The sequence below is a fragment of the Phycicoccus avicenniae genome, assembly GCF_050496545.1.
In the GTDB taxonomy this organism is placed as follows: Bacteria; Actinomycetota; Actinomycetes; order Actinomycetales; family Dermatophilaceae; genus Phycicoccus; species Phycicoccus avicenniae_A.
The window spans coordinates 46,395-67,148 of sequence record NZ_JBNVZV010000004.1 but is presented as its reverse complement, the minus strand read 5'-3'; the positions used below and the strand labels follow the sequence as shown (position 1 = coordinate 67,148).

At 73.6% G+C, this 20,754-nt stretch carries 21 protein-coding genes; 4 read left to right on the top strand and 17 right to left on the bottom strand.

Annotated features, from left to right (window positions below):
• Positions 1-25: 25 nt before the first annotated feature.
• The 11 genes from ACQZ2A_RS04675 to ACQZ2A_RS04625 all read right to left on the bottom strand — a co-directional run bounded on the left by ACQZ2A_RS04675 (position 26) and on the right by ACQZ2A_RS04625 (position 11,498).
• On the bottom strand, positions 26-2,173 hold the full coding sequence (locus tag ACQZ2A_RS04675; RefSeq protein ID WP_430207719.1) for an acyltransferase family protein: 2,148 nt from the start codon (positions 2,171-2,173) through the stop codon (positions 26-28).
• Positions 2,174-2,225: 52 nt separating this feature from the next.
• Positions 2,226-3,221 carry a Gfo/Idh/MocA family protein gene (locus tag ACQZ2A_RS04670; protein ID WP_430207716.1) on the bottom strand — a complete coding sequence of 332 codons (996 nt, stop codon included), beginning with the start codon at positions 3,219-3,221 and terminating at the stop codon, positions 2,226-2,228.
• Between the two features lie 2 nt (positions 3,222-3,223).
• Positions 3,224-4,312, bottom strand: coding sequence for a DegT/DnrJ/EryC1/StrS family aminotransferase (locus ACQZ2A_RS04665; protein ID WP_430207713.1), 1,089 nt, complete (start codon positions 4,310-4,312; stop codon positions 3,224-3,226).
• The gene (locus tag ACQZ2A_RS04660; RefSeq protein WP_430207710.1) at positions 4,309-4,908 is read right to left on the bottom strand and encodes an acyltransferase; all 600 of its coding nucleotides are present in this window, start codon (positions 4,906-4,908) and stop codon (positions 4,309-4,311) included. Before ACQZ2A_RS04660 ends, ACQZ2A_RS04665 begins: the two co-directional genes overlap by 4 nt.
• Positions 4,908-6,209, bottom strand: a complete 1,302-nt coding sequence (locus tag ACQZ2A_RS04655; RefSeq protein ID WP_430207707.1) for a nucleotide sugar dehydrogenase — start codon at positions 6,207-6,209, stop codon at positions 4,908-4,910. Before ACQZ2A_RS04655 ends, ACQZ2A_RS04660 begins: the two co-directional genes overlap by 1 nt.
• A 78-nt stretch (positions 6,210-6,287) precedes the next feature.
• On the bottom strand, positions 6,288-7,865 hold the full coding sequence (locus ACQZ2A_RS04650; protein ID WP_430207704.1) for a hypothetical protein: 1,578 nt from the start codon (positions 7,863-7,865) through the stop codon (positions 6,288-6,290).
• Positions 7,862-8,407: a hypothetical protein gene (locus tag ACQZ2A_RS04645; protein ID WP_430207701.1), complete on the bottom strand. Its 546-nt coding sequence runs from the start codon at positions 8,405-8,407 to the stop codon at positions 7,862-7,864. The genes ACQZ2A_RS04650 and ACQZ2A_RS04645 overlap by 4 nt, the downstream gene beginning before the upstream one ends.
• A complete protein-coding gene (locus ACQZ2A_RS04640; RefSeq protein ID WP_430207698.1) occupies positions 8,404-9,009 on the bottom strand; it encodes a hypothetical protein in 606 nt (201 codons plus the stop codon). Before ACQZ2A_RS04640 ends, ACQZ2A_RS04645 begins: the two co-directional genes overlap by 4 nt.
• A gap of 86 nt (positions 9,010-9,095) precedes the next feature.
• Positions 9,096-9,884: a TlpA family protein disulfide reductase gene (locus ACQZ2A_RS04635; protein WP_430207695.1), complete on the bottom strand. Its 789-nt coding sequence runs from the start codon at positions 9,882-9,884 to the stop codon at positions 9,096-9,098.
• A 2-nt stretch (positions 9,885-9,886) separates the two neighbouring features.
• Complete coding sequence (locus ACQZ2A_RS04630) at positions 9,887-10,435, bottom strand: MauE/DoxX family redox-associated membrane protein (protein ID WP_430207692.1); 549 nt, start codon at positions 10,433-10,435, stop codon at positions 9,887-9,889.
• Position 10,436: 1 nt separating this feature from the next.
• Positions 10,437-11,498, bottom strand: coding sequence for an LLM class F420-dependent oxidoreductase (locus ACQZ2A_RS04625; RefSeq protein WP_430207689.1), 1,062 nt, complete (start codon positions 11,496-11,498; stop codon positions 10,437-10,439).
• A 90-nt stretch (positions 11,499-11,588) separates the two neighbouring features.
• Between ACQZ2A_RS04625 and ACQZ2A_RS04620 the strand changes: the two genes are divergently transcribed.
• Together ACQZ2A_RS04620 and ACQZ2A_RS04615 are read left to right on the top strand one after the other, a co-directional pair.
• Positions 11,589-12,758: a nucleotide sugar dehydrogenase gene (locus ACQZ2A_RS04620; protein WP_430207687.1), complete on the top strand. Its 1,170-nt coding sequence runs from the start codon at positions 11,589-11,591 to the stop codon at positions 12,756-12,758.
• Between the two features lie 49 nt (positions 12,759-12,807).
• Complete coding sequence (locus ACQZ2A_RS04615) at positions 12,808-13,263, top strand: CoA-binding protein (RefSeq protein ID WP_430207684.1); 456 nt, start codon at positions 12,808-12,810, stop codon at positions 13,261-13,263.
• Positions 13,264-13,275: 12 nt separating this feature from the next.
• Here the strand turns inward: ACQZ2A_RS04615 and purE are convergent, their stop codons facing one another.
• Together purE and ACQZ2A_RS04605 are read right to left on the bottom strand one after the other, a co-directional pair.
• Positions 13,276-13,809, bottom strand: coding sequence for a 5-(carboxyamino)imidazole ribonucleotide mutase (gene purE / locus ACQZ2A_RS04610; RefSeq protein ID WP_430207682.1), 534 nt, complete (start codon positions 13,807-13,809; stop codon positions 13,276-13,278).
• Entirely contained in the window at positions 13,806-14,978 is a 1,173-nt protein-coding gene (locus ACQZ2A_RS04605; protein WP_430207679.1) for a 5-(carboxyamino)imidazole ribonucleotide synthase, read from the bottom strand. The genes purE and ACQZ2A_RS04605 overlap by 4 nt, the downstream gene beginning before the upstream one ends.
• Positions 14,979-15,017: 39 nt before the next feature.
• Here ACQZ2A_RS04605 and ACQZ2A_RS04600 point away from each other — a divergent pair, with 39 nt between their 5' ends.
• Positions 15,018-15,494, top strand: a complete 477-nt coding sequence (locus ACQZ2A_RS04600; protein ID WP_430207676.1) for a GtrA family protein — start codon at positions 15,018-15,020, stop codon at positions 15,492-15,494.
• Between the two features lie 18 nt (positions 15,495-15,512).
• Here the strand turns inward: ACQZ2A_RS04600 and ACQZ2A_RS04595 are convergent, their stop codons facing one another.
• Genes ACQZ2A_RS04595 through ACQZ2A_RS04580 form a run of 4 tightly spaced genes read right to left on the bottom strand, consistent with a single transcriptional unit; the run spans position 15,513 to position 19,090 of the window.
• Complete coding sequence (locus tag ACQZ2A_RS04595) at positions 15,513-16,496, bottom strand: sensor histidine kinase (RefSeq protein ID WP_430207673.1); 984 nt, start codon at positions 16,494-16,496, stop codon at positions 15,513-15,515.
• Between the two features lie 6 nt (positions 16,497-16,502).
• Positions 16,503-17,183: a response regulator transcription factor gene (locus ACQZ2A_RS04590; RefSeq protein WP_430207670.1), complete on the bottom strand. Its 681-nt coding sequence runs from the start codon at positions 17,181-17,183 to the stop codon at positions 16,503-16,505.
• A gap of 13 nt (positions 17,184-17,196) precedes the next feature.
• A complete protein-coding gene (locus ACQZ2A_RS04585) occupies positions 17,197-18,309 on the bottom strand; it encodes an adenylate/guanylate cyclase domain-containing protein (protein WP_430207667.1) in 1,113 nt (370 codons plus the stop codon).
• Between the two features lie 13 nt (positions 18,310-18,322).
• Positions 18,323-19,090, bottom strand: a complete 768-nt coding sequence (locus tag ACQZ2A_RS04580) for a biotin--[acetyl-CoA-carboxylase] ligase (protein ID WP_430207664.1) — start codon at positions 19,088-19,090, stop codon at positions 18,323-18,325.
• 23 nt (positions 19,091-19,113) lie between these two features.
• On the opposite strand from ACQZ2A_RS04580, the gene ACQZ2A_RS04575 reads away from it, so the two are divergent.
• On the top strand, positions 19,114-20,742 hold the full coding sequence (locus ACQZ2A_RS04575; protein WP_430207661.1) for an acyl-CoA carboxylase subunit beta: 1,629 nt from the start codon (positions 19,114-19,116) through the stop codon (positions 20,740-20,742).
• The last annotated feature ends 12 nt before the right edge of the window (positions 20,743-20,754 follow it).

The window sequence follows — 20,754 nt, the reverse complement described above, 5'->3', positions numbered from 1 at the left end:
ACCGACCGGGGCGGGGCCCTCCGGGTCAGGGGACATCGACGACCTCCTGGAGCCGGGCGAGCGCGGCGGCCGCGAGGGAGCGCGCGTAGGTCGCGGTGAGGTGGCTCTCGTCGCGGAAGACGAGGACGTGGCCGATGACGGGGGCGCAGCGGGTGTCGGGGCAGACGAAGTCGTTGAGGTCGAGCAGGTGGACCCCCTGCTGGCCCTTCGCGGCGGCCGTGACCGTGGGGGCCGCCAGCGAGAGGGCCGTGGACCGCTCGGTCGCGCAGGTGGTCAGCGACCCCTCGTTCGCCGAGACGCACTCACCCATGTCGAAGCCGGGCCGCGGGGTGTCGGCGATGGGGACGACGCTCGCCCCCAGCGCGACGAGGCGGGCCCAGGACTCACGGAACCCCTTCTCGACGGCCGCGTCGGAGGCAGCCTGGTCGAGGACCCCGCCACCCTCGTTGACGAGGTACGACGTCGAGGAGGTGAGGACGAGGTCGGGCCGCTCGCGCGCCATGATCCGCTGCACGTCGGCGTTCCAGCCGGCACACCCGGCGTACGGGCGGTCGTCCTTGCCGTAGGCGATGCTCGCGTCGACGAGCGGGCAGCTCGACTTGGTGTAGACGAGCAGGCGCCAGCCGCGCTGGTCGGCGAGGGCCCGGAAGGTCGGCACCCACTGGGCGGCGTGCGAGTCACCGAGGAGGGCGACCGTGTAGTCACCCTTCGGGTCCCCGTAGGTGCACCCCACGGCCTTCGGCGACGGGTTGTCCTGCACGTGGCACCCGTCGGGGTAGCTGCTGGGGATGTCGTCGCGCACCGTGGCCGCCGGCGGCGTGAAGCGGCCCGGGTCGTCGACGGCGCGCCCGGCCGCGGACCCGCGCGGGTCACCCGTGCCGAGGACGGCCGCCCCGGTGGCGTTCGCCGGGGGCCGCGCGGCATCGCGCTCCCAGAGCGCGGCCACGCCGACGAGCGCCAGCCCGGCCGTGAGGGACAGCGCGGTGCAGGCCGCCCCCATCGACAGCGACCAGCGGCGCAGGTCGCCGGTGCTGGAGCGGCGCTGGCGCACCGGCTCCTCGACGAAGCGGAACGACAGCCAGGCGGGGATGACCGACAGCGCGACGACGGCGACGCCGACGGTGGGGTCGAGGTGGCCCGGTCGGTCGAGCAGCAGCGCCGTCGCGACAACGAGGACGGGCCAGTGCCAGAGGTAGAGCGAGTACGACAGCTTCCCGATCTGCTGCATCGGGCGCGGCCGCAGCACGGCGACCGGCCCACGGGGACCCGCGACCGGCCCGACGGCGATGACCGCGGCCGTACCGAGCACGGGGAGGGCGGCGACCCATCCGGGGAAGGGGTAGGTCTCCTGGAGCAGGACCATGGTCGCGGCGACGACGGCCAGCCCGGCCCAGCCGACGGCGGCGGCGACCCGGGGCGCGATGAGCCGCGCCAGCGCCGGGCCGAGGACCGCGACGAGACCACCCACCGCCAGCTCCCAGAGACGGGTCGTGGTGACGAAGTAGGCCTTCTCGGGCTCGGCGGAGGTGTAGTGCACCGACCAGAGGAAGGACGGCACGGCGATGAGGGCCAGCCCCCACGCGACCGGCCCCGTCGTGGAGGCCCGCCGGCGTGCGAGCAGCCCGATGAGGGCGAGGACCAGCGGCCAGAGGATGTAGAACTGCTCCTCGACCGCCAGCGACCAGAAGTGCAGCACCGGGCTGGGCGCGTTGTCGGCGGCGAGGTAGTCGACCGACCCCTCGGCCAACCGCCAGTTGATGACGTAGAGCGCGCTGGCGACGATGTCCCGCCCGACCTCGGCCGCCCGGATCCGCGGCAGCAGGACGAGGGTGGCGAGCGCCACCACGACGAGGGTGACCGAGGCCGCGGGCAGCAGCCGCTTGGCCCGGCGGGCGTAGAACCCGAGGAACGAGATGCGCCGGCGCTGCTGCAGCTCGCGGGCGAGCAGCCCGGTCATCAGGTACCCGGAGATGACGAAGAAGACGTCGACGCCGACGAAGCCACCGGGCAGGAACGGCAGGCCGGCGTGCCACAGCATCACGCTGACGACGGCGATGGCCCGCAGCCCCTCGATGTCCGGCCGGAACCTCGACCGGTCGACCGCCGGGGCCGTCGTGCCGGGCTCGGCCGGGGCCGTGCGGACGCCGGCCGCGCCGGTGCTCACCTCGTCCACGGCCGGTCCTCCTCCGCAGCGCTCGACGACGCCCGGGGGGCGCCTCCGAGGATCACGACACGTCGAGGGCGACGGTGGTACCCGTCGCGGCCGACTCGAGGCAGGCCTCGGCGACCCGGACCGTGCGCAGGCCCTGGGCCATCGTCACGATGTCGGCGTCCTGGCCCAGCACGGCGTCGCGGAACTGCTCGTGCTCGGTGCGCAGCGGCTCGGGCTTGGCGATGGCGAAGCGGACGACGTCGCCCTCGGAGACCCCGCGGAACTTCGAGATCGCGTCCCAGGCCTGCTCGGTCTTGCCGTTCGCGTGGAAGGTGAGGTCGGCCGTCAGGGTGTCGGCGACGAACGAGCCCTTCTCGCCGGTGATGACCGTGAGCCGCTCCTTGAACGGGGTCAGCCAGTTGACGAGGTGGTTGGTGATGGTGCCGAGCGAGAGCTGGCCCACGACCGAGACCATGTCCTCGTGCTCGCGGCCCGAGCGGTGCGTGGTGCGCGCGGCGACCGAGACGAACTCCTGCTGGGTGACCCAGGCGGTGAGGTCGATGTCGTGGGTGCCGAGGTCCTTGACGACGCCCACGTCGGCGATGCGCGCCGGGAACGGGCCCTGCCGGCGGGTGATGACCTGGTACACCTCGCCGAGCTCGCCGGCCTCGATGCGGGAGCGGGCCTGCTGGAGGGCCGGGTTGTAGCGCTCGATGTGCCCGACGGCACCGACGAGGCCCTGGGCCTCGAAGGCCTCGGCGACGCGCGTGGAGGACGCGGTGTCCTGGGCGAGCGGCTTCTCGATCATCGCGTGGACGCCGGCCTCGGCCAGCGCCAGCCCGATCGCCTCGTGGTAGACGGTGGGCACCGCGACCATGCAGTAGTCGAGGCCGTGGCCGATGAGCGCCTCGATGTCGGCCTCGACCGGGCGCCCGCCGGAGACGCCGTGGACGTCACCGCCCGGGTCGGCGACGGCGACGAGGTCGACACCGGGGAGGCTGGCCAGGACGCGGGCGTGGTGGCGCCCCATCATCCCGAGGCCGATCAGGCCGGCACGCAGGTTCGCCATGCTCAGGCACCTGCCTTCGCGAGGGTGTTGACGGCCTCGACGACGCGCTCGAGGTCCCCCTGCGAGAGCGAGGGGTGCACGGGCAGCGAGAGGCACTCGGCGGCGGCCCGCTCGGTCTCGGGCAGGTCGACGTCCACCTGGAAGGGGGCGAGGCGGTGGTTCGGGACGGGGTAGAACATCCCCGAGCCGATGTTGAACTGCTCCTTGAGCGCCGCCGAGAAGGCGTCGCGGCCCTCGGGCACGCGGATCGTGTACTGGTGGTAGACGTGCACGGCACCGTCGGCCACCGGGGGCACGGTGACGCCCTCGAGGTTCGCGTCGTAGAAGGCCGCGTTCGCCTGGCGCTGGGCGGTCCAGGCGCCGACCTTGGTCAGCTGGACGCGGCCGATGGCGGCGTGGATGTCGGTCATGCGGTTGTTCAGGCCGACGACCTCGTTGTGGTACTGCTTCTCCATCCCCTGGTTGCGGTAGAGCCGCACGAGGCGCTCGACCTCGGCGCTCTCGACCGAGACCATGCCGCCCTCACCCGAGGTCATGTTCTTCGTCGGGTACAGCGAGAACATCGCGAAGGTGCCGAAGGCCCCGACCGGGGTGCCGTTGAGCGAGGCGCCGTGGGCCTGCGCGGCGTCCTCGAAGATCTTGAGGCCGTGCTTCTCGGCGACCGCGCCGAGGGCGTCCATCTTGGCCGGGTGGCCGTAGAGGTGGACCGGCATGATGCCCACGGTCCGCTCGGTGACGGCGGCCTCGACCGCGGCCGCCGACAGGCAGAAGTCGTCGGCGTCGATGTCCGCGAACACGGGGGTGGCGCCGGTGAGGGCGACCGAGTTGGCGGTGGCGGCGAAGGTGAAGGACGGGACGATGACCTCGTCGCCGGCCTTCACGCCGCTGGAGAGCAGGCCGAGGTGCTGGCCGGAGGTGCCGCTGTTGACGGCGACGCAGGCGCGGCCGAGCCCGAAGTGCTCGGAGAACTCCTGCTCGAACGCCGCGACCTCGGGGCCCTGCGCGAGCATGCCGCTGCGGAGCACGCGGTCGACCGCCGCCCGCTCCTCGTCGCCGATGAGCGGCTTGGCGGGCGGGATGAAGTCGTTCACTGCGGGTCCTCCGTGAGGGTCTCTGCGGTCTCGGTGTAGGTCCGGCCGGTGCTGGGGCACACCCAGCTGCCGTCCGTGGGTCCGGGCTCGAGCGGGACACCGGCCCGCCCGACCCAGCGGATGCGCCGCGCCGGGACACCGGCGACGAGCGCGAAGTCGGGGACGTCCTTGGTGACGACCGAGCCGGCCGCGACCATGGCCCAGCGGCCGACGGTCACCGGGGCGATGCACACGGCCCGGGCCCCGATCGAGGAGCCCTCGCGGCAGGTGACGCCCACGGCCTCCCAGTCGTCACCGCGCTTGAGGGTGCCGTCGGGGGCCACCGAGCGCGGGTAGTGGTCGTTGGTGAAGACGACGGCGGGCCCGACGAACACGCCGTCCTCGAGGACGGCCGGCTCGTAGACGAGGGCGTAGTTCTGGAGCTTGCAGTTGTCGCCCATCCGCACGCCCGTGCCCACGTAGGCGCCCCGGCCGACGATGCAGTTCGCACCCAGGACGGCGTCCTCGCGGACCTGGGCCAGGTGCCAGACCGAGCTGCCGTCACCGATGCTCGCGGACTCGGCGACGTCGGCGGAGTCGACGACACGCACCGCCATCAGGCGACCTCGGCCTGGCCGACGACGAGGAAGCGCGCCTCGGGGAAGCGGTCGCGGTCCAGGACCCTGCGGCCGTCGACGACGACGGTGGCACCGGGGAGGTCCTCGGCGCCGAGGTCGCGGTACTCGGCGTGGTCGGCCTGGAGGACGACGAGGTCGGCGGGCTCGCCGAGGGCGTACGGCTCCCAGCCGAACGCGGTGATCTCGTCGGCGGAGTACATCGGGTCGTGGACGAGCACCTCGGCCCCGGCGTCGCGCAGGGCGGCGACGGTGGCGAAGATCCCCGAGAAGGCGGTCTCCTTGACCCCACCGCGGTACGCGGCGCCGAGCACGACCACGCGCCGGCCGGTGATGTCGCCACCGGCCGCACCGATGGCCAGGCCCACGGTGTAGGCGGGCATCGACGCGTTGGCCTCGCGGGCGGCCCGCACGACGGTGGCGTCGGGGTCGTTCCAGAGGTAGAGGCGCGGGTAGACCGGGATGCAGTGCCCACCGACGGCGATGCCGGGGCGGTGGATGTGGCTGTAGGGCTGGCTGTTGCTCGCCTCGATGACCTGGTGGACGTCGATGCCGTGCGAGGCGGCGAACGCGCCGAACTGGTTCGCGAGACCGATGTTGACGTCGCGGTAGGTGGTCTCGGCGAGCTTGGCCATCTCGGCGGCCTCGGCCGAGCCGAGGTCCCAGACGCCGTTGCCGCGCTCGAGGTCGGGGCGCTCGTCGAACTGGAGGGCCTGCTCGTAGAAGTCGGTGGCGCGGGCCGCGCCCTCGGCGGACAGGCCGCCGACGAGCTTGGGGTACTTGCGCAGGTCGGCGAACACGCGACCGGTGAGGACGCGCTCGGGCGAGAAGACGAGGTGGAAGTCGGTGCCCTCGGTCAGGCCCGACCCCTCCTCGAGCCGCGGCTTCCAGCGCGTCCGCGTGGTGCCGACGGGCAGCGTGGTCTCGTAGACGACGAGCGTGCCGGGCTTCAGGCCCCGGGCGATGTCGTCGGTGGCGGAGTCCATCCAGCCGAAGTCGGGGCGCGCCTCGTCGTCGACGAAGAGCGGGACCACGACGACCACGACGTCGCTCTCGGCCACGGCCGCCGCGGTGTCGGTGGTCGCCGTGAGCGCCCCCGACCCGACGACCTCGGCGAGGTACTCGTCGAGGTGCGCCTCACCGGGGAACGGCTCGGTCCCCGCGTTGACGGTGGCGACGGTCCCCTCGTTGACGTCGGCCCCACGGACCTCGTGACCCGAACGGGCGAACTGGACTGCGAGCGGGAGGCCGATCTTGCCCAGCCCGACGACGGTGACCCTCACCGACACTTCCTTTCCTTGCGAAACGACGCGACCGATACTAGGGCCTCACCCCCCGGGTGGCCGATTCGCGGGATCGGGTCAGGCGGTGATCGTGCCGCCCTCGAACACCCCGGTGGAGGTCCCGTCGGCGTTCGCGACGACGTGGGCGAGCGGGAAGCCGTAGCGCCCGCCGGCGCCGCCCGCAGCGGACCACTGGTCGAGCACGGCCCCGTGGACGGCGTACCCGGCCCCGCCGGTGCGGGCCCAGATGCCGCCCCGCTCGAAGGTCTGGCTCGTCCCGCCGGGGACGTCCGCGACCGGGGCCGACGGGAAGGCGAGGACGCCGCCCTCGCGCCCCACCTGCTGCCACGCCACCCACATCGCCCCGAGGACGGTCGTCGGCGTGGTGCGCGGCCCGTCCGTGATGCAGCCGCGCTGGAAGCGCTGGATCCAGGCCCCGGTGTAGAGCGGCTGCACGTCGGCCACGGGGTAGCCGAGGACACCGGTGCCGCGGTTCAGCGCGGTCCAGGTCGTCCAGCGCGGACCGTAGACGACGGCCGGCGGGGTGGCCGTGCTGTTCGTGATGCAGCCCTTCTGGAAGAGCTGGATCCACGACCGGTCGGCGCGCACCTCGACCGCGGCCGTGGGGTAGCCCAGCACGCCCTTCTCGCGCTTGGTCGCGACCCAGAGGGTCCAGCGCGCGCCCGTGACGGCCCACGCGCCGGTGCCCGGCGTGTAGACGAGTCCGCCCTTCTGGGTGACGTGCAGCCAACCGGTCCCGGGCAGCCCGTTGATCCGCGCCCCCTTCGGGTAGCCGAGCGCGGCCGGACCTCCGGCCTTGGCGTAGGCGGCGTCGGCGAAGGTCGACATCGCGACCGCGCCGCTGGCCTTCGTGTACCAGATGCGCCCGCCCTTGAAGGCGATGTAGCGACCGACCCCGTCGGCCGCGGGACGGATGGGCCCCAGCGACGCGCCGAGGAAGGACCCCTGGGCCCCCATCGAGGCGTACAGCTTCTCGAGCGGGCCCCAGGCGGGCAGGTAGGCCGAGCTGTGCTCGGCGGTGGAGTCGCTGCGGAACGAGGTGGTCGAGCAGCTCGCCCACCGGTACGGGGGCACGCACGACACGACCCGGCAGTGCACGCCGCCGCTGCACGCGATCTGGGTGTTGCACTGGCCGTAGCGGAAGGCGTTGCAGCAGTTGCGTCGCTGGTCGCAGGTGGCGGTCGAGCCGGTGGAGCACGAGCAGCTCCAGCACCTGCTGTCGCAGAGGTGGTCGGAGCACCCGCTGGTGCAGGACTTGCAGGTGGCGTTGCAGTCGACGATGTAGCGGTAGCCGCCGCCGCACCAGGAGGAGTCGGCCGCCTTCCACCACCCGGCGGTGAAGCTGCCGGGCGGGCAGGCGTTGAGCCCCTTGTTCACCGTGGCGCAGAAGATCGACCAGCCGGACGAGGCGGTGTTGGCCGGACCGCAGATGGTGGCGTAGGCCGTCTGCGGCCGCAGGGCGTAGGCCTTGGGGTCCGTGACCAGGGCGGACCCGGCCACGGCCGCCCCGACGAGCACGCCCCGCCGGCCGACGCCACGGCCGCGGGCCAGCCGGTCGATCAGCCCGACGACACCGCGCGGCCGCCCGATCACCTCGTCGAGGGTCGCCCGGGACCCGGCCGGTGCGGTGGTCACACGACCACCCCCCGCCGGCGCATCGAGGCCGCCGACTCGGCGCCCAGGGTGCGGACCACCCCCGCGGCCCGCGGCACGCTGGCCATCCGCCGGCTGTGCTCGCCGATGACCGTGTAGAGGCAGAAGGCGCGGTCGGCGACGCTGAAGAAGTGCTGGCTGGCGCTGCGGCCGGGGAGCTGGCGGAACATCCGGTTCGGGGAGAACTGCGAGGGGGCCAGGCGCGGCCAGCCCGAGCGCTCGAAGAGCCCGGTGCCGGCGAGGTCCGACCCGTACTCGACGAGGGCGATGAACACGTCCTCCCCGGTGAGCAGCTCGACGAGGCCGGCGCCGAAGTCACCGGTGCCGGACGGGATGGCGCGCGAGCAGAGGTGGGCGACGGGGAGGGTGCGCTCGACCGGGGCGGCGTCCCGTCCCGCGGACGCGGCCGGCGGGGCGATGCCGCGTGCCGAGAGGACGGCGTCGTCGTCGCCGGGCCGCCGGCCGATCGCCGCGGACCAGCCCGTGGGGACCTCCACCGAGAGGCCGTACCCGCTGCGTCTCATGCCACTCCGCCCAACGCCGTCCACGCGAGGGCCGAGGCCCCAGCCAGGAGCCCCACCCTAGCGACGACCTCGGCCGCCGGCGCGCCGAGCTCCACGCGGCGCAGGACGGCCCAGAGCGCCTCGCGGTCGTGCACCCCGACCATGCCGACGAGCGGGAGCGCCCGGACCAGCCCGAAGACGAGGCCGAGGAGCGCCCCGACCCACGGGGTGCCGCCGAGCGCGGCGAGGACGAGCACGGCGTAGGTCGTCGAGCTCGTGACGATCGTGACCACCCCGACCCCGAGCTGCGCCCCGAACCCCGCCCCGACGACCCAGCCGCGGTACCGGCCGATCCACGCCTCGTCGACCTGGCGACGCCAGGACGGGAGGCGGCTCCCCCCGACCCGGGCGTCGAGCAGCAGGCCGAGGACGAGCAGGGCCGCCGCGAGGCCGACCCCCGCGGGCGACCAGCGCCACCGCTCGGGCACGGCCGCGCCGAGCAGGGCGGAGAGCAGCCCGACGAGGGTGCCGCCGAGCGCGGAGGAGAGGACGTAGGCCGTGGTGGTCAGCCACCAGCGGGAGGCGCGGGCCCGCTCACCGAACGGGCTGATGCTCGCGAGCATCGACTCGCCTCAAGGGCTCCAGGTGGCGCGCAGCGCGGCCAGCACGGCCATCGGCAGACCGGCCGCGAGGACGACACCGAGCACGCTCACCCGCGCGGACCGTCCGGCACGTCGGGGTCCGGCGGCGTGTGCAGGCTCGGGTGGCCCGGCGTGATGCCCGCCGCGAGCAGCTCGGCATCGATCCGGCCCAGGTCGTCGCGGTCGCCGCGGTCGAGGATCCCCGGCCCCGACCGGCCGGCGGCGGCCCGGGCGTGGGCGCTCTCGTCGACCGCCTGGGCGAGCAGGTCGCTGACCGCCGCCCAGGAGGTGGCCGAGCCCTCCCCCGTGACGACGCCCTGCTCGACGAGGACGAAGTACGGCGAGCCGGGGATGTCGTAGTCGGCCCACGCGGCGCTCGAGGCCACGACGCTCACGCCGGGGCGGGCCAGCCGGGCCAGGACGGTCGGCGACTCGTCGGGGGCGTCCTTGACGACGACGACCACCCGCGCGTCGGCGGGTGCCCGGGTCGTGGCGTCGAGCTCCTCCCAGAACGTGAGGCAGACGCTGCACCCGGAGGAGAGGAACGCGAGGAGGACCGGCCGGGGGCCGTCGACCTCGACCGCCGCGTGCCCGCCCTCGAGGTCGACGCCGACGACGGCGAAGGAGGTGCTCGAGGAGGCCCGGGTGGCCGGGACGACGCCCGGCTCGATCTGCACGGGCACCGCGCCGGGCGGACCGCCGTGGCCCGCTCCCCCGCCCGCCTCGTCCTCGAGGTCCAGCCCGGCCCCGAGCTCGTGGAGGGCCTTGAGGATGAGGGCGTGGCTGCGCAGGAGCCCGAGGACGAGGACCCCGAGCAGCGCGATGGCCACCCCCTCGGCGACGACGACCCAGACCATGCTCAGACCCTCCTCGTGCTGGCGCTGCGGACCGCGCGCCGGTCGACCGACGGCAGGACGGCCATGACCTGCCAGGCGAGGAACCCGACGAGCGCGACGAGGGCCAGGCCCCCTGCGGCGGTCCCCGTGCCGACACCCTGCCACGGGTCCGCCGGGGCCGCGACGGCGACACCGGCACCCACGAGGGCGGCGGCCCCGGTGAGCGCGGCGTGGGTCCACGTCGGCGGGGTGTCCGCCTTCCCGAAGCAGCCACAGCTGGAGAGCACGCCGCCGCGGAGCAGCGCCCGGGCGACGAACGCGGTGAAGCCCGCGTAGAGCACCGCCACGGCGGCGCCGGTCACTCGCGACGGCACCACGACCGCGGCCACCCCTGCGAGCACCTCGACCGCGGCGAACACGCGCACGCCGACCGCCGGGGCGGGCAGGCCGGTCGAGCGCAGCGCCCGGACGAGGTCGCCCGGGCGCACCACCTTGGGGGCGCCGGCGAGCACGAGCAGCGCCGCGGCCGCCAGGAACGGCACCGCGAGCACGGACCAGGCGCCGCCGGTCACGTCACTGCCCGCGCAGCAGGTGCCAGAGGTGCCCGTGCTGCTCGCGGTCACCGAGCTCGGGGAGCACCTCGCGCTCGAACAGCTCGACGCCGGAGAGGTCGTAGGCCTGCTCGACGAAGTAGGTGATGGCGTAGGTCATCCCCCGCCGCTCGAGGTCCTTCAGGCGCTCCACGACCTGCTCGGGCGTGCCGACGAGCGGGCCGGTCTCGAAGGAGCGGACGGTGTCCTCGACGACGTCGGCCGGCAGCCCGGCGGACGCGTAGTGGTTGCGAATCCACCCCAGCCGGTCCTGCACCTCGCGCTCGTCGCGGCCGATGACGACGTTGTAGTTGGCGCTGCGGACGATCTCGCCGAAGTCGCGGCCGACGTCGCGGCAGTGCCTCTCGAGGACCTCGCTCTTGTGCGAGAAGCCCTCCGGTGAGCCGTCGAAGTTCGTGTAGTCGGCGTACTCGGCCGCGATGCGCAGCGTCTTCCTCTCCCCGCCGCCGGCCACCCACATCGGGATGCCGTTGGCCGCGCTGCCCGGGAGCGAGGTGCCCTGGAGCGGCTGCGGGAAGCACATCGCGCCGTCCACCTGGTAGTGCTTCCCGTCGAGGGTGGCCCGGCCGGTGGTCCACATCTGGCGCATGACGTCGACGCCCTCGCGCAGCATCGCGAGCCGCTCGCCGGCCCCGGGGAAGCCGTAGCCGTAGGCGCGCCACTCGTGCTCGTACCACCCGGCACCGATGCCCATCTCGAGCCGGCCCTCGGAGACGACGTCGACGGTGGCGGCGACCTTCGCGAGGTAGGTGGGCTCGCGGTAGGCCATGCACGTGCACATCTGGCCGAGGCGTACCCGGCCGGTGACGCCGGCGAAGGCGGCCATCAGGGTCCACGCCTCGTGGACCGCGGCCTCGGTGGGCCGCGGGACCGGGTGGACGTGGTCGTACACCCAGATGGAGGACCAGTCCTCGTTCCCGTCGGCCCGGCGGGCCAGGCCGGCCATGACGCCCCAGTGCTGGTCGGCGTCGATGCCGACCAGGTCGTGGCGCCAGCCCTGCGGGATGAACAGTCCGAACTTCATGCGCTCTCCTGAATGGTGGGGTCACCCGATCATGCCGCAGGGCCCGGACGGTGGGGGCGCCGCGGTCCGCCCCGACCGTAGGCTGCCCCGGTGGCACACACCATCTGCGTGGTCGGCACCTCCTACGTCGGTCTCTCGCTCGCCGTCCTCCTCGCCCGGCACCACGACGTCGTCGCGTACGACATCGACGAGCGCCGGGTCGAGATGCTCCGCGCCGGCCGCAGCCCGATCTCCGACCCGGACATCGAGGAGCTGCTGGCGGCCGGTGGGCTGCGCCTGCGCGCGACGACGGACAAGGAGGAGGCCTACCGGGGCGCCGAGTTCGTGGTCGTCGCGACGCCGACCGACTACGACCCGGCGACCAACTACTTCGACACGAGCAGCGTCGAGCAGGTCGTCGCCGACGTGCGGGCCATCGAGCCCTCGGCCACGGCGGTCGTGAAGTCGACCGTGCCGGTGGGGTTCACCGCCCGCCTGCGGGAGCGGCTCGACACCGAGCGCGTCGTCTTCTCCCCCGAGTTCCTGCGCGAGGGTCGTGCGCTGCACGACAACCTCCACCCGTCGCGCATCGTCGTCGGCGACCGCGGCCCGGCCGGCGAGCGGTTCGCCCGGCTGCTGGCCGACGCCGCCCTCGACGATGACGTGCCCGTGCTGCTCACCGACAGCACCGAGGCCGAGGCGATCAAGCTGTTCGCCAACACCTACCTCGCGATGCGCGTCGCCTACTTCAACGAGCTCGACACCTACGCCGCCACCCACGGCCTCGACACGCGCCAGATCATCGACGGCGTCGGGCTCGACCCCCGCATCGGGACGCACTACAACAACCCGAGCTTCGGCTACGGCGGCTACTGCCTGCCCAAGGACACCAAGCAGCTGCTCGCCAACTACGCGGACGTGCCGCAGACCCTCATCCAGGCCATCGTCGACGCCAACACCACCCGCAAGGACTTCGTGGCCACCGACGTCCTGGCCCGCGGGCCGCGCGTCGTCGGCATCCACCGGCTGATCATGAAGTCCGGGTCCGACAACTTCCGCAGCAGCAGCGTGCAGGGCGTCATGAAGCGGCTCAAGGCCAAGGGCGTCGAGGTGCTCGTGTTCGAGCCCGAGCTCGACGCCGACGCGTGGTTCGGCTCGCCGGTCGTCGGGCTCAAGGAGCTCAAGCGGCGCTCGGACGTCATCGTCGCCAACCGGCTCACCGAGGACCTCGCCGACGTCGCCGACCGCGTCTACACGCGCGACCTCTTCGGCGGGGACTGACCCGCCCACCTCCCCCCGGCGGACCGACGGGGGGAGCATGATGGCCGCCATGTCAGCGCTCAAGCACCAGAACGACCCCGACCTCGTCCGCGAGCTCCTCATGGACCCCGGCATCTGGGTCGTCGTCGGCCTCTCGAACAACCGGGCCCGGCCCGCGTGGTCGGTGTCGCGGTGGATGACCTTCGAGCTCGGGACACCGATCATCCCGGTGCACCCGAAGGCCGAGACGGTGCACGGCGCGCAGGGCTACGCGTCCATCGCCGACATCCCGGACCAGGACCTCAAGGTCGTCGACTGCTTCGTCAACTCCTCGAAGGTCGGTGCCGTCGTCGACGAGGCCATCGCGCACAAGGACCGCCTGCAGCTCGACGCCATCTGGATGCAGGTCGGGGTGGTCGACCAGGACGCCGCCCGCCGCGCCCGGGACGCCGGCCTCGACGTGGTCATGGACACCTGCCCGAAGATCGAGTGGCCCAGGGTGCGCGGCGACGGCATGCAGCGCTGACGCGCGCGACGCTCAGGCGTCGCGACGGGCGCGCAGCGCCGCGCCCTTGGCGTGCGCCTGGTCGCGCAGGGCGGTACGGAACTCGCCCATCGCGGCGCGCAGCCGCTCGGCCTCGGGCCCCTCGCCGGCCCCGAGGATGCGGGCCGCCAGCAGGCCGGCGTTGCGGGCGCCCCCGACCGACACGGTGGCCACCGGCACGCCGGCCGGCATCTGGACGATCGAGAGCAGGGAGTCCATCCCGTCGAGGTACGTCAGGGGGACGGGCACGCCGATGACCGGCAGCGAGGTGACCGAGGCGAGCATCCCGGGAAGGTGGGCGGCGCCCCCGGCGCCGGCGACGAGGACGCGCAGCCCGCGCCCCTCGGCGGAGCGGCCGTACTCGAGCATCTCCTCGGGCATCCGGTGGGCCGAGACGACGTCGACCTCGCAGACCACGCCCAGCTCGTCGAGGGCGGTGACGGCGGCCTCCATCACGGGCCAGTCGGAGTCCGACCCCATGACGACGCCCACCACGGGCGCCCCTGCGGCGAAACGCTGCTCGGTCATTCGGTGACCACTCCTCGGATGTAGTCGGCGGCGTGGCCGGCCCGCTCGCGCAGGTCGGCGAGGTCGTCGCCGGTGACGGTGACGTGGCCGATCTTGCGACCGGGGCGCACGCCCTTGCCGTACAGGTGCACCTTCAGCCCGGGGTCGCGGGCCATCACGTGCCGGTACGTGGGGTAGAGCTCGGGGTAGTCGCCGCCGAGCACGTTGGCCATGACCGTCCACGGCTCCAGCGGGCGGGGCGAGCCGAGCGGCAGGTCCAGAACGGCCCGCAGGTGCTGCTCGAACTGGCCGGTCACCGCGCCGTCCATCGACCAGTGCCCCGAGTTGTGCGGACGCATCGCGAGCTCGTTCACGACGAACTCCCCGCCCTCCAGCTCGAACATCTCGACCGCCAGCACCCCGGTGACGCCGAGCGCGCCCGCCACCCGCAGCCCGGCCTCGACCGCGCGGGCCGACAGCTCGGGGTCGAGGTCGGGCGCCGGGGCGAGCACCTCGGTGCAGATGCCGTCGGTCTGGACCGTCTCGACGACCGGCCACGCGGCGGCCTGGCCGGACGGGCTGCGGGCGAGGAGGACGGCGAGCTCGCGGCGGAACGGGACCCGCTCCTCGAGGAGCAGGCCGGTGCCGGCCTCCTGCGCGCGGGCCAGCCAGTCGGTCAGCTCGTCGGCGGAGGACACGACCGCCACGCCCTTGCCGTCGTAGCCGCCGCGCGGGGTCTTGGCCACGACCGGCCAGCCCACCTCGGCGCCGAAGGCCTCGACCTCCTCGGCGGTGTCGGCCCGCACCCAGCGCGGGCACGGCACCCCGAGGTCGGTGAGCCGCTCGCGCATCGCCAGCTTGTCCTGGGCGAAGCGCAGCGCGTCGGGGGTCGGGTGCACGGGGACGCCGGAGGCGACGAGCGCGGCGAGGACGTCGGCGGGCACGTGCTCGTGGTCGAAGGTCACCACGTCGCAGGCCTCGGCGAAGCGCAGGACGTCCTCGGTGTCGGTGTGGTCGCCGACCGGTGAGCTCGGGACGACGAGGGCGGCGCTGGCGTCCGGGGCCTCGGCGAGAACGCTCAGCGTGAGGCCCAGCTCGGCGGCCGGGCCGGCGCACATCCGGGCGAGCTGGCCCCCACCCACGATGCCGACGACGGGGAAGCCTCCGGGGGCACGACGTGGGGTGGTCACCCGGACGATGCTAGCGACGGCTCTGTATAGGCTGCGTGGGTGACCGCCCAGGACGCCCCGTCACGGGGTCCGATCTCCCGCGCCCTCGAGGCCGCCCGGGGTGCGGTCGACGTCCTGTACCGCGAGGTCATCAAGTTCGGCGTCGTCGGGGCGGTGGCCTTCGTCATCGACCTCGGCCTGGCGAACGTCCTGTGGCACACGGTCCTCGAGGACAAGGTCACCACCGCCAAGATCATCTCCGGAGCGGTCGCCACGCTCTTCGCGTGGATCGGCAACCGGCAGTGGACCTTCCGGCACCGTCGCAGCCGCCCCGTCCACCACGAGGTCGCGCTGTTCTTCGGCGTCAACATCGTGGCCCTCGGCATCTCCGCCGTCACCCTCGCCGCCTCGCACTACGCGCTGGGCTTCACCACCCGGCTCGCCGACAACGTCGCGACCGTGGTCGGCATCGGGCTCGGCACGCTGTTCCGCTTCTGGGCCTACCGTCGCTGGGTGTTCTCGCACGAGACCCTCTGACGGCCGGCCCGGGCGGGCTCAGCCCTGGCTGACCGAGAGGAAGAGCGCGAAGACCGGCGGCGCGGCCCGCGCCAGCTCCAGGCGCCCGCCCGCCGCCTCGGCGAGGTCGCGCGCCAGCGACAGGCCCAGGCCGGAGCCGGACGAGGACACCGAGCGCTCGAAGATGTGCGGGGCGAGCGTCGGCGACACGCCGTCGCCGGCGTCGGAGACCTCGATGACCACCGACGGCCCCGCCCGGCGGGCGTTGACCTCGACGGTGCCGCGCCCGTAGGCGAGCGAGTTCTCGAGCAGGGTCGTGAGGATCTGGCCGAGCGCGACCGGCGTGGCCTTGACGACGAGCCCGCGCTCACCGCTCACCTTCACGCTGCGCCGGGCGCCCGCGAAGGCCGGCTGCCACTCGCGCTGCAGCGAGGCGAGCACCGAGTCGAGGGAGACCGACGGGTTGGCCTCGGCGCCGTGCCGGGTACGGGTCATCAGGTCGTCGACGACCTTGCTGAGCCGCTCGACCTGACCGATGGCGATCGTCGACTCCTCCGCGACGACCTCGAGGTCGTCGGTGAGGTTGATCTCCTCGAGCCGCATGAGCAGGGCGGTGAGCGGCGTGCGCAGCTGGTGCGAGGCGTCGGCGGCGAAGTCCCGCTCGGACGCGAGCCGCTTGGCCCCCTGCTGCGCCCCGCGGATGAGCGCGGCATCGAGCGTGTCGACCTCGGTGATGCCCGAGTGCAGCGGGACCGGGCGGTCGCCCTGGTTGAGCCGGTCGACCCGCTGGTGCAGCGTCCCGAGGAGGGTCGAGAGCCGCGAGGCGCTGCGGTCGGCGACGTAGACCGAGCCCAGGACCGCGACGGCCAGCGCCGCGACGACCGCGACGCCCGGCACGACCCAGGTCGCGGGGTCGTCGGCGACCGGCACGTGGCCGGTCCCGATGACCACCGCGGCGACCGTGACGCTCAGGCCCGTGATGACCGCTGCCTGGACGGCGACCCCGAGGACGATGCGGCGCACCGGCGCTCAGTCCTCCGGCGCGTCGAAGCGGAACCCGAGACCGCGGATCGTCGTGATGTACCGCGGATGGGCCGCGTCGTCACCGAGCTTCCGGCGGAGCACCGAGATGTGCATGTCGAGGGTCTTGGTCGAGCCGTACCAGGCGCTGTCCCAGACGTCGCGCATGAGCTTCTCGCGGGAGACGACCTTGCCGGCGTTGGCGACGAGCACGCGCAGCAGCTCGAACTCCTTGCCCGTCAGCTGGACCTCCTCGCCGCGGAGGAAGACGCGCCGGCCGTCGGGGTCGATGTCGAGGAGCTGGTCCTCGTCGCTCTCGGCGGCCTCGACCACACCGCGCCGCAGCAGCGCCCGGGCGCGGGCCAGCAGCTCGGCGAGGCGGAAGGGCTTGGTGACGTAGTCGTCGGCGCCGGCGTCGAGCCCGACGACGGTGTCGACCTCGTCGGCGCGGGCCGTGAGCACGAGCACCGGCACGGTCGAGCCCTCCTGGCGCAGCCGGCGGCACACCTCGAGGCCGTCCATCTTCGGCAGGCCGAGGTCGAGGACCAGCAGGTCCGGGGAGCGCAGGGCGTGCTCGAGGGCGGACTCGCCGTCGGTGCACACGTCGACCTCGTACCCCTCGCGCCGCAGCGCACGGGCGAGCGGGTCGGAGATGGCGGGGTCGTCCTCGGCCAGCAACACCTTCGTCATGCGGCGATCGTAGTCACGAAGTCGCGTTCGGCACGGCGGGACGTCGCCCGAGGGGCGCGCGTCGCAGCTCGTGGAGGGTGACGACCCCGATGCCGCGCAGCATCCGCCGGCGCCGCTCGACCGCGGTGAACCCCGAGACCGAGCCCAGCGCACGCGCCATGTCCTCGTCGACGTAGACGGTTCCCGAGGGGGTGACGGCGGTGATGCGGCTCGCCTTGTTGACGGTGACCCCGAAGACGTCCCCGAGGCGCGAGACCACGCGCCCGTGCGCCAGCCCGACGCGCACCGGCGGCAGCAGCTCGTCCTCGGCCATCGCGTCGACGAGGTCCAGGGCGATGGCCGAGGCCGCGGCGGCGTCGGTGTGCACGAAGAGCACCTCGTCCCCCACGGTCTTGATGACCCGCCCGCCGTGCTCCGCGACGACGTCGCTGGCGAGCAGCTCGAAGTGCTGGACGAGCCGGGCCAGCTGGCGCTCGCTCATCCGGCGCACGAACGAGGTGAACGCGACGAGGTCGGCGAACCCGACGGCGCGCACGGGGGCCGAGGGGTCGGACCGGACGGCGGGGTCGGCGTCGGCGAGCATGCGCTGGATGGCGTTGGTCAGGTGCCGGCGCCAGACGTAGACGAGCAGCGGCTCGATCTCGTCGATGGTGCGGGCCAGCAGGTTCGCGGCGTCGGCGGCGATCCCGGGCTCGGGCACCGAGCGGGTGTCCTTGCCCTCGAGCCCGTCGAGCGGGTCGGGGGTGAGGGTCTCGGCGACGAGCTGGGTCTGCCAGACCGCGAGCCGGTCGGCGGTGCGGGCGAAGGCGCGGGTCATCCCCAGCGCGAGCTCCTCGCTGACCCGGCCGGCGCGGACCATCTCGGTGACCCGGCGCAGGGCCTCGCGGTCGGCGTCGGTGAACATCGCCTCGTCGTCCTCGACGACCTGGAAGCCCATCGCGTGCCAGAACCGGCGCGCCTCGGCAGGGTCGACGCCGGCGCGCTCGCTGACCTCGGCCCGGGCCATCGAGGCCGAGCGCCCGAGGAGGGCCCGCTCGACCCGCCCGGCGAGGTCGTCGGCGGCCGGCTCGGGGGGCGGCAGGGCCTGCTCGTCGCGAGGGGTCTCCCCCGGCTCGTCGTGCGGCATCCCACCTCCTCGGTCAGCGCGGCCGGACGTGGACGACGTCCCCGGCCGAGACGCTCGTGGTCCGCCCGTCGGTGCGCACGGTCAGTCTGCCCTCCGCGTCCACGCCTGTCGCCCTGCCCCGTCGGACGGTTCCGTCGGGTGCGTGCACCTCGACGTCCTGCCCGACGGTGCCACAGGCGTCGCGGTAGGCGGCGACCGACGGCCCGGCGGGGCCGGTGTCCTCGCGCAGGACCGCCGCGAGGTGGTGCAGGTAGGCGGTGAGCAGGGCCGCGCGGTCGACACCGGGCGCGCCCGCGGCGCGCAGCGAGGTGGCGGTCTCGAGCGGCAGGTCCTCGCGTGCCGTGTCGACGTTGACGCCGGTGCCGACGACCACGCCGTGCGGCGTCCACTCGCAGAGCAGGCCGGCGAGCTTGCGGTCGCCGTCGGCGGGGACGAGGACGTCGTTGGGCCACTTGAGGACGGTCCGGACCCCGGCGACCTCGGCGACGGCGCGGTGGAGGGCCAGGCCCGCCAGCAGCGGCACCCATCCGGCCCCCGACGGCGGCTCCGCCACGAGGACCGACACGGCGAGGGCCGTGCCGGGGGTGGTGGTCCACGCGCGGCCGAGGCGCCCGCGCCCCGCCTCCTGCACCTCGGCGACCACGACCCGCCCCGGTCTCGGGTCGCGGCGGAGCTCGTCGTTCGTCGAGCCGAGGGTCTCGAAGACCTCGACGGGCAGCCACGGGTCGCCGGGTGTGACGGACACCGCGCCGAGCGGTCGTCCGAGGGCCTTGTCGCTCACGGCCCCAAGGCTAGGCTCGGAGCATGGCGAGCAGCGACCTCCACACGATGGGCGGGACCGACGTCCCCCACGACATCGACACCACCACGACCGCCGGGAAGCTCGCCGACCTCAAGCGCCGCGTGGCCGAGGTCGCGAACGCCGGGTCGGAGCGGGCCGTCGAGAAGCAGCACGCGCGCGGCAAGAAGACCGCCCGCGAGCGCCTCGAGCTCCTCCTCGACGAGGGCTCGTTCGTCGAGATGGACAAGTACGCCCGGCACCGCTCGGTCGCCTTCGGGCAGGACAAGAACCGGCCGTACGGCGACGGCGTCGTCACCGGCTACGGCACGGTCGACGGGCGCACCGTCGCCGTCTTCGCCCAGGACTTCACCGTCTTCGGCGGCTCGCTCGGCGAGGTCTTCGGCGAGAAGATCGTCAAGATCATGGACTTCGCCATGAAGGTCGGCTGCCCGGTCGTCGGGCTCAACGACTCGGGCGGGGCACGCATCCAGGAGGGTGTCGTCTCGCTCGGCCTGTACGGCGAGATCTTCCGCCGCAACGTCCACGCCTCGGGGGTCGTCCCGCAGATCTCGCTGATCATGGGCCCGTGCGCCGGCGGGGCGGTGTACTCCCCCGCCGTCACCGACTTCACCGTGATGGTCGACCAGACCTCGCACATGTTCATCACCGGCCCGGACGTCATCAAGACCGTCACCGGCGAGGACGTCGGGTTCGAGGAGCTCGGCGGCGCCCGGACGCACAACACGAAGTCCGGTGTGGCGCACTACATGGGCACCGACGAGGACGACGCCGTCGAGTACGTGCGAGCACTGCTCTCGTACCTGCCGAGCAACAACATGGAGGACCCGCCGGTCTTCGGCGAGGAGAACGACCTCGAGGTCACCGACGACGACCGCTTCCTCGACACGATCGTCCCCGACAGCCCGAACGTGCCGTACGACATGCACCAGGTCATCGAGAAGGTGCTCGACGACGGCGAGTTCCTCGAGGTCTCACCGCTGTTCGCGCCGAACATCATCACCGGGTTCGGGCGCATCGAGGGCCGCTCGGTCGGTGTCGTGGCCAACAACCCGATGCAGTTCGCCGGCACCCTCGACATCGACGCCTCCGAGAAGGCCGCGCGCTTCGTGCGCACCTGCGACGCCTTCAACGTGCCGGTCCTGACCCTCGTCGACGTGCCGGGCTTCCTCCCGGGCACCGACCAGGAGTGGGACGGCATCATCCGTCGCGGCGCCAAGCTCATCTACGCCTACGCCGAGGCCACCGTCCCGCTCGTCACCGTGATCACCCGCAAGGCCTACGGCGGCGCGTACGACGTCATGGGCTCCAAGCACCTCGGTGCCGACATCAACCTCGCCTGGCCGACCGCGCAGATCGCCGTGATGGGCGCGCAGGGTGCGGTGAACATCCTCTACCGCAAGGAGCTGAAGAAGGCTGCGGAGAAGGGGGACTCGGTCGAGGAGGCGCGCGCGAGCTTCGTCCAGCAGTACGAGGACGCCCTGGCCAACCCCTACGTCGCCGCCGAGCGCGGGTACATCGACACCGTCATCACCCCGTCGAACACCCGGATGAACGTCACCAAGGCGCTGCGGGCGCTGCGCACCAAGCGCGAGTCCCTGCCGCCCAAGAAGCACGGGAACATTCCCCTATGACCTCTTCGCAGG